The sequence below is a fragment of the Paraeggerthella hongkongensis genome, from assembly GCF_003726035.1.
Classification (GTDB): Bacteria; Actinomycetota; Coriobacteriia; order Coriobacteriales; family Eggerthellaceae; genus Paraeggerthella; species Paraeggerthella hongkongensis.
Genome location: NZ_QICD01000056.1, coordinates 1 through 911 on the forward strand (window position 1 = coordinate 1; position 911 = coordinate 911).

Below are 911 nucleotides of genomic sequence, written 5' to 3' on the forward strand. Positions count from 1 at the left end.
CCGCAACGTTGTAATGCTCGGCAAATTCCCTGAACGTCCGGTTAAGCACGATCTCTTCGGAGGTATGCTTCGTTACGCCAGTTCGAAGATTGTCGATAACGACGATGCGGGGACACCCGCCGAAGAATGCGAAGCTGTCGGCCGCTGCTTGAAGCCAGCTTTCCATCGTCATATCGGGGTATGCGCGGACGAAGACGTATTGCGAATACGGCAGGCAGGCCACGAATACCGGCACATCAGCGAGCTCGCCAGTATCGGGATTGCAGATGGTCAGCTTCTTGCCGGCCCAATCAAACCCTCCAATGTCAGCGGCGATGTATCGCCTGATGACGGCAATATCGTTGGCATCGCACCAGACATGGTATTTCTCGCAGAAGCGCGAGTATTGGTAGGGGCGCTTATCGGATTCAACCGCCTCGATGACGTATTCTTCCCACAGAATGGTCATCTTCATGGTTCTGTCGCGCGTCATTTCGTCGTAGATCTTTTTGTAGTCGATGGGCGCGTAGGGCTCGACTTGCTCAGGCTTTCCTCTTACCAGCTCATACGCTTCGGCGTCGGCAAGATCCTCAACATCTTTCCATCCAACATCGCGCTTCTTCGCGAGTTGCACGATGTCTTGCACCGTCGATCGGGCACAGCCGCAAGCGTCTGCAGTTTTCTGCAAACTCAAACCGCTGGCACGATGGCGGAGCACATCGCGGTAGCTAACACTACTCATTAATTTTCTCCAATCATCGTTTTGCGACGCAGTCATCTTTGCTGCGTTAGCGATGATTTTGGAGAATGACGAGTATGCGAGTCAAATCAATATGTTGTGGTGTACCGATAGAGCGTAATGATGTACCGGTAGCCCCGTAACGGGTGCCGGTGAAATTTGGAACGATGTACCGATTTACCTGTAATAATCA

At 52.5% G+C, this 911-nt stretch carries 1 protein-coding gene; it reads right to left on the minus strand.

The genetic code is table 11. From position 1 onward, the window contains the following. On the minus strand, positions 1–721 hold a 721-nt coding region (locus DMP08_RS12285), incomplete at its 3' end, for a transposase (RefSeq protein WP_148042367.1). Positions 722–911: the final 190 nt, after the last annotated feature.